Source organism: Acinetobacter sp. YH12227 (genome assembly GCF_013417785.1).
Taxonomy (GTDB): Bacteria; Pseudomonadota; Gammaproteobacteria; order Pseudomonadales; family Moraxellaceae; genus Acinetobacter; species Acinetobacter gandensis.
Map to the genome: position 1 here is coordinate 1 of NZ_VPDH01000116.1, position 6,641 is coordinate 6,641.

Below are 6,641 nucleotides of genomic sequence, written 5' to 3' on the forward strand. Positions count from 1 at the left end.
CGACTCATAAGTGCTCGGTTATATGCGGGCCAATTGGTTGTGCGGTAGATTTTGTGTGCAGGCTTCTTCATTTGAAAATTATATCGCTGAAAAAGCCTTTACAGATAGGTTTGTGCAACAAAGCCGTATCTCTTTAAAAACGTTTAAAATTAAGGCAATAAAACCGATCAAAATGTTATTGAAAAAATGACTTAATTAAGCGTCTTAAATCAGCTTTTATATAACCCAATATTCAATATTTACTTATTTTAAATAAATTATATTTATATAAAATTTAAAAATTATTCATGAAAGTTTTGTATTGTCTCTACGGTGATGGCGGTATAGTAGATTTCAGTTAAAAGATTTTTGTCGTCAAATCAGCAAATTCAATTGATCGACCCTTCTGCCTATTACCAATATGAAAAGGCCATCTTTAAAAACAATGGCTTGGTGTATGATAGGGTTAAAATTTGACTGATTTAACATCATTGTCAGTATGATTTAGCCAGAATGACTCGCGTAGATTCATTTCAAGCTCAAACTTTGTTGGAAATATAAAATGCCTGACTATCGCTCAAAAACATCGACACACGGAAGAAATATGGCTGGCGCACGCGGTTTATGGCGTGCGACAGGGATGAAAGATGAAGACTTTGGTAAACCAATTATTGCCGTAGTGAACTCTTTCACCCAATTTGTACCGGGTCACGTTCATCTTAAAGACCTTGGTCAGCTTGTGGCGCGTCAAATTGAGCAAGCAGGCGGTGTTGCTAAAGAATTCAATACCATTGCGGTTGATGACGGTATTGCGATGGGTCATGATGGCATGTTGTATTCATTGCCTTCACGTGACTTGATTGCTGACTCAGTTGAATACATGGTGAGCGCGCACTGTGCGGATGCCATGGTATGTATCTCTAACTGTGACAAAATCACCCCAGGAATGCTAATGGCGGCTATGCGCTTGAACATTCCAGTGGTATTTGTATCTGGCGGTCCAATGGAAGCGGGTAAAGTTAAAATCCGCGGCAATGACAAAGCGATCGACTTGATTGATGCCATGATTGTAGCTGCTGATGATAACTACACTGACGAAGAAGTGGCTGAATACGAACGTTCTGCATGCCCAACTTGCGGCTCATGTTCAGGTATGTTCACCGCAAACTCAATGAATTGCTTAACAGAAGCATTGGGTCTGTCTTTACCGGGTAACGGTTCTACACTGGCAACACATGCCAACCGTAAAAAACTATTTGAAAAAGCGGGTCAATTAATCGTAGAAATTACTAAACGTCACTATGAACAAGATGATTACAGCGTATTGCCACGTGAAATGGTGACCAAAGCATCGTATGAAAATGCCATGACTTTGGACATTGCGATGGGTGGTTCAACCAATACTGTTCTTCACTTGTTGGCTGCTGCCAATGAAGCTGGCGTTGATTTCACCATGGACGACATTGACCGCTTATCTCGTAAAGTGCCAGTTCTGTGTAAAGTTGCACCTGCGAAAAACGATGTGCATATGGAAGATGTACACCGTGCGGGCGGCATTATGTCAATTCTAGGTGAATTGGATCGAGCTGGCTTACTCGATACATCTGTGGGCACCGTACATGAAAAAACACTGAAAGATTCTTTAGATAAGTGGGACATCATTCGTACTGAAAATGAAGATGTATACCAATTCTTCCGTTCAGCGCCAGGCGGTGTACCAACGCAAACTGCATTCTCACAAGATCGTTATTACCAACGACTAGATGGTGACCGTGAAAATGGCGTGATCCGTAATGCTGAACATGCGTTCTCGAAAGACGGTGGCTTAGCTGTGCTTTACGGCAACATTGCGCTCGATGGTTGTATCGTAAAAACTGCGGGTGTAGATGATTCAATCTTGAAATTCAACGGTACTGCACGTGTGTTTGAAAGCCAAGATTCAGCAGTAGAATCGATTTTGGGTAACGAAATCAAAGCAGGCGATGTGGTTGTAATTCGTTATGAAGGTCCACGCGGCGGTCCGGGCATGCAAGAAATGCTGTACCCAACCAGCTACCTAAAATCGAAAGGTTTAGGTAAAGAATGTGCGTTATTGACTGACGGTCGTTTCTCTGGCGGTTCATCAGGCCTTTCAATTGGTCACGTTTCACCTGAAGCAGCAGAAGGTGGTGCAATTGGTTTGGTGGAAGATGGTGATTTAATCGAAATCGATATTCCAAACCGTACCATCAACTTAGCTGTTGATGACGCTACGATGGCAGCTCGCCGTGCAGCGCAAGAAGCCAAAGGTTGGCACCCAGTAGAAGAGCGTCCACGTAAAATTTCGAAAGCTTTGAAAGCGTATGCGATGCATACCACGAGTGCAGCGAAAGGTGCAGTACGTGAAATCTAAATTTTAGATTTCCAAATAAAAAAGCACTCCAAATGGGGTGCTTTTTTAATTTACATCTACATAACTTGCATTGGATACGAGGAAATGTCATCCGCAACTGTCTGAGGCAAACGGTAATTTAAAAGTGAATGTTTCTGCGATCATTTTTTTAGTTGCAAACAGTTGCCGAGTTTTGCGGATGACAAATGGTTTTGGTTACTTTTGCCGGAACAAAAGTAACATACGAGCTCCGAAAATTAGCTTTTATAGAGGTAAGACTCCGCTGTAATCAGCTTTTAAATGAAATAATGGGGCAATAATTCTAAGTTATATATTTCTTAATCTGATTAAAAATAATGTTTCTTGAAGCAACTAAATAAAATTTAATAATTAGTTGATGTCATTAAAATTCTAAAAAAGACAGCCTCGAATAGTAGCTATAATTTATATGGCTTTGTGTAGGCAATCCCTTACTTTTGAAAGATCAAAAGTAACAAAAATCTTTTGTTCTCCTGATATGGCATCCCTGCCATACAGGAAAACAGCGACTTCCATGTCGCTTTGTCATGTGATTGAATGGTATTGCATGTGCTAAAAATCTCTTTTGTTGGGATGTAATTTCTTTTACATACCGAGCGCTTTCTATACAATCAATTTAAAAGAATCCGCCAAAGCTGAGGCACGAAATCAGCGATCACCAAGGAACAACAATGAGTAAAAATAATATCCGCGAACATTCTGCTCCTGTTTATGAAGGCATTGAAAATGCCCCTGCACGTTCTATGATGCGTGCAACAGGTTTTGATGATGATGATTTTACTCGCCCCTTTATTGGTATTGCATCGACTTGGGCCAATGTCACGCCATGCAATATGCACATTGACGGCTTAGCGCGCGAAGCAGAAAGAGGTGCCAACGCTGCTGGCGGTAAAGGCATTATTTTTAATACTATTACTATTTCGGACGGCATTTCCAACGGCACGGAAGGCATGAAATATTCATTGCTGTCGCGGGAAATTATTGCCGATTCCATTGAAACGGTTGTGGGCTGTCAAGCCTATGACGGCGTGATTGCCATTGGCGGCTGTGACAAGAACATGCCCGGTTGTATTATGGGCTTGGCGCGTTTAAATCGTCCGGGACTATTTATTTATGGCGGCACCATCAAACCCGGTGTAGGGCATACCGACATGATTTCAGTCTTTGAAGCTGTGGGGCAGTATGCAAAAGGTGAAATTAACGAGATTCAAGTTAAACAGATTGAAGAAGTTTCACTGCCGGGGCCTGGCTCGTGTGGTGGTATGTATACGGCCAATTCTATGGCTTCAGCCATTGAAGCCTTAGGCATGAGTTTGCCGGGTTCATCGGCGCAAGAAGCAGTTTCAGCAGATAAAATTGAAGATTGCCAACGCGCAGGCGAAGCAGTTATGAATTTGCTGCGTTTAGATATTAAACCACGTGACATTATGACCAAGGCTGCTTTTGAAAACTCGATTAAAGTGCTGATAGCTTTAGGGGGTTCAACCAATGGCGTACTGCATCTGATTGCCATGGCGCATACAGCAGGAGTTGAACTGTCTTTGGATGATTTTGTACGGATTGGTAAAGACATTCCCGTGGTCGCAGATGTGCGTCCATCCGGTAAATATTTAATGTCGGAACTCATCGCGATTGGCGGGATTCAGCCATTGATGAAACGTATGCTGGATGCCGGTATGCTCGATGGTTCTTGTTTGACGGTAACCGGTAAAACTTTGGCGGAAAACTTAGCAGATGTGCAGGATTATCCTGAAGGTCAGCAGATTATCTTGCCGTTTGATGCACCGATTAAAAAAGATTCGCATCTGGTGGTGCTCAAAGGCAACTTGTCACCGACTGGCGCTGTGGCAAAAATTACTGGTAAAGAAGGGCTGCATTTTGCAGGGCCTGCGCGTGTCTTTGAAGGTGAGCAAGGCGCAATGCGCGGTATTCTAGATGGCGAAGTCCAACCAGGTGAAGTAGTAGTAATTCGAGGAGTGGGGCCAAAAGGCGGCCCGGGTATGCCGGAAATGCTAAAGCCGACCTCTGCTATTATTGGCAAGGGTTTAGGGGCCTCGGTTGCCCTAATTACCGATGGCCGCTTCTCTGGCGGCAGTCATGGATTTGTTATTGGGCATGTGACACCGGAAGCTTATGAAGGCGGCCCGATTGGTTTAGTGCAAAATGGTGACCAAATTTCAATTAATGCCGAAACCCGCGAAATGACGTGGCAGGTGTCTGAAGAAGAAATTTCCAAACGCCGTGCAGCTTGGGTCAAACCGAAACCAAACTATACTTATGGTGCTTTAGCTAAATTTGCAAAACTCACGACGGGCGCAGAAAAAGGTGCGGTCACTGATCTAAATCTGGACGTCTAATCCATTGTTAAACGTTGAACATTTTGCCTTGAGTTGATATAAGTTTTGCACAAGACTTATATCTGCGGCAAAACATCTTCATAATAAGATGTAAACACCCTAAATGTGCTGACAGGGCTTAGCACGACCACATTGTTGAGGCAAAAAACGCATGTCACTGTTACGCCGTTGGTTCGATCCAATCCGATCGAGTTGGTTCTATCAGAAACCGACCCGACAAGCGGTGTTACCCACGGACCAAGGCTTAAGTGTTTATCTTCGACTGGATGATGTCTATAGCTATTTGGCGGCGCAGCAGTTACCACAGCTCGAAGAAATTCTCAGTGATGAGATTAAACCGCTGAAAGTGATTATTTCCAGCCAAGCAGCAGAGCCCCCCAACCAAATGTCAGCGGTTGAATGGCAGCAGTATTGCCTGAATGATGCCAAGATCTTATCGCGTCAGCATCGATTTAGTTTTCATGACACCCCAGAACAGCCACCACAAGAAGCACTAAAACAGGCTGAAACCATTCTAAAAAACACGCCACTGCGCGGCCAAGATTTTCTCTATTTACTTGAAGATGTGTTTCATATGTTGTGGCAAAAGCAGTACGGCAAACTGCGTACACTATACGCCATGGCGAGCCGTCATCATCAAGCCCAAAATTTCCCTGAACGTATTTTTAATGATGAGCCAATTTTGTCGGGTTACTTCGAATTTGGTGAACGTAAATATCATTCAGTAGATGATTTACTGCGTTTAACGCGCCGGTTAAAACAACAAAAACTGCTGACCGATAACCCAATTTTTATGATTAATCATATTGAATGGCGTGAGCATTTAATTAGTGATGCCGAAGAGTTGAATGAAATTCAGGGGCTAGATCCTGAGTTAGACCTGTATATTGCCATGGAAGATCCGATTTCATGGCTACTGCTTGCGTATATTCGTGAAGAACTGGCAGCCTATTACAATATTCATTTAAATGTGTATCCATTGTCATATCATGGTCGTGATTTGTTTGACTGGAGCCTTGCAACGCGTTTATCTAAAAGGACTGAAGTTAAATTCACACCATTTTGCCGTCCGACAGAGGCAGCGACGTTGCAAATGACCCAGCTATATTACAGTGCGCCGGAAGAGCAGCGTGTCGATGTGATGCATCGTATTTTGGAAGCCGTATGGACCAAAGGGCGTGATTTATCCTTCAAAGCACATTTTCAGGCTTTACAGTATGAGTTAGAGATTTCTGAACTGAGCACTGAGGATATTGCTGAAAAATTAAAAGAAAATGATATGCACTGTGAGATGAAGTCACAGCCCGATTTTCCTGTTTTAGAATTACGTATTGCAGGTCAAAGCTATGTATTTAATAGCTTATACCGCGTTTGGATGATTGAAAGTATTTTCAGTAATGTGTTAGAAGAGAAGTATAAAAGTGAAAACACCGCTGAAAGTGAAGCCAGAGAAGATGAAGAAAGAAAAAGTTGAGTCATTAGAGCAAGCCCGCGCACAGATTGATGTGATTGATCAGGGAATTATTGAGCTCATTGCTGCACGTCAGTTTTATGTTGATCAAGCGGTGCGTTTTAAGCGTTCAGTACAGGATGTTCAATCACCAGAACGTGTCGAAGCGGTGATTAGTAAAATTCGTCTACAAGCCACAGAGCACGGTGTAAATGCAGATATTGTGGAACGTTTATACCGCGATATGATTCAGCATTTTATTCAACGTGAGTTGAAAGAGATTCGACCGTAATTTTTAGTTTTTGAGATTAGATCAAATTTATCAAATGGAGCGTAAAACTCTGTCCTTCAGGTCAGAGATATAAGCGACACGACATGAAGTGTCGTTTGATTTAACTAAGGACTATTTTCCTTGAGTTTTGATTGTTAATATAAGTACATGAAA

At 42.5% G+C, this 6,641-nt stretch carries 4 protein-coding genes; all 4 read left to right on the forward strand.

What is annotated here, in order from left to right:
* Positions 1-541: 541 nt before the first annotated feature.
* Positions 542-2,371 (forward strand): dihydroxy-acid dehydratase, encoded by a 1,830-nt coding sequence (ilvD, locus tag FTV09_RS16610; protein WP_081410317.1) that lies wholly within the window; start codon positions 542-544, stop codon positions 2,369-2,371.
* A 689-nt stretch (positions 2,372-3,060) separates the two neighbouring features.
* Positions 3,061-4,746 carry a dihydroxy-acid dehydratase gene (gene ilvD / locus FTV09_RS16615; RefSeq protein WP_180058924.1) on the forward strand — a complete coding sequence of 562 codons (1,686 nt, stop codon included), beginning with the start codon at positions 3,061-3,063 and terminating at the stop codon, positions 4,744-4,746.
* Between the two features lie 151 nt (positions 4,747-4,897).
* Positions 4,898-6,220, forward strand: a complete 1,323-nt coding sequence (locus tag FTV09_RS16620) for a hypothetical protein (protein WP_180058925.1) — start codon at positions 4,898-4,900, stop codon at positions 6,218-6,220.
* Positions 6,201-6,488 (forward strand): chorismate mutase, encoded by a 288-nt coding sequence (locus FTV09_RS16625; RefSeq protein WP_078191648.1) that lies wholly within the window; start codon positions 6,201-6,203, stop codon positions 6,486-6,488. The genes FTV09_RS16620 and FTV09_RS16625 overlap by 20 nt, the downstream gene beginning before the upstream one ends.
* Positions 6,489-6,641 lie beyond the last annotated feature (153 nt).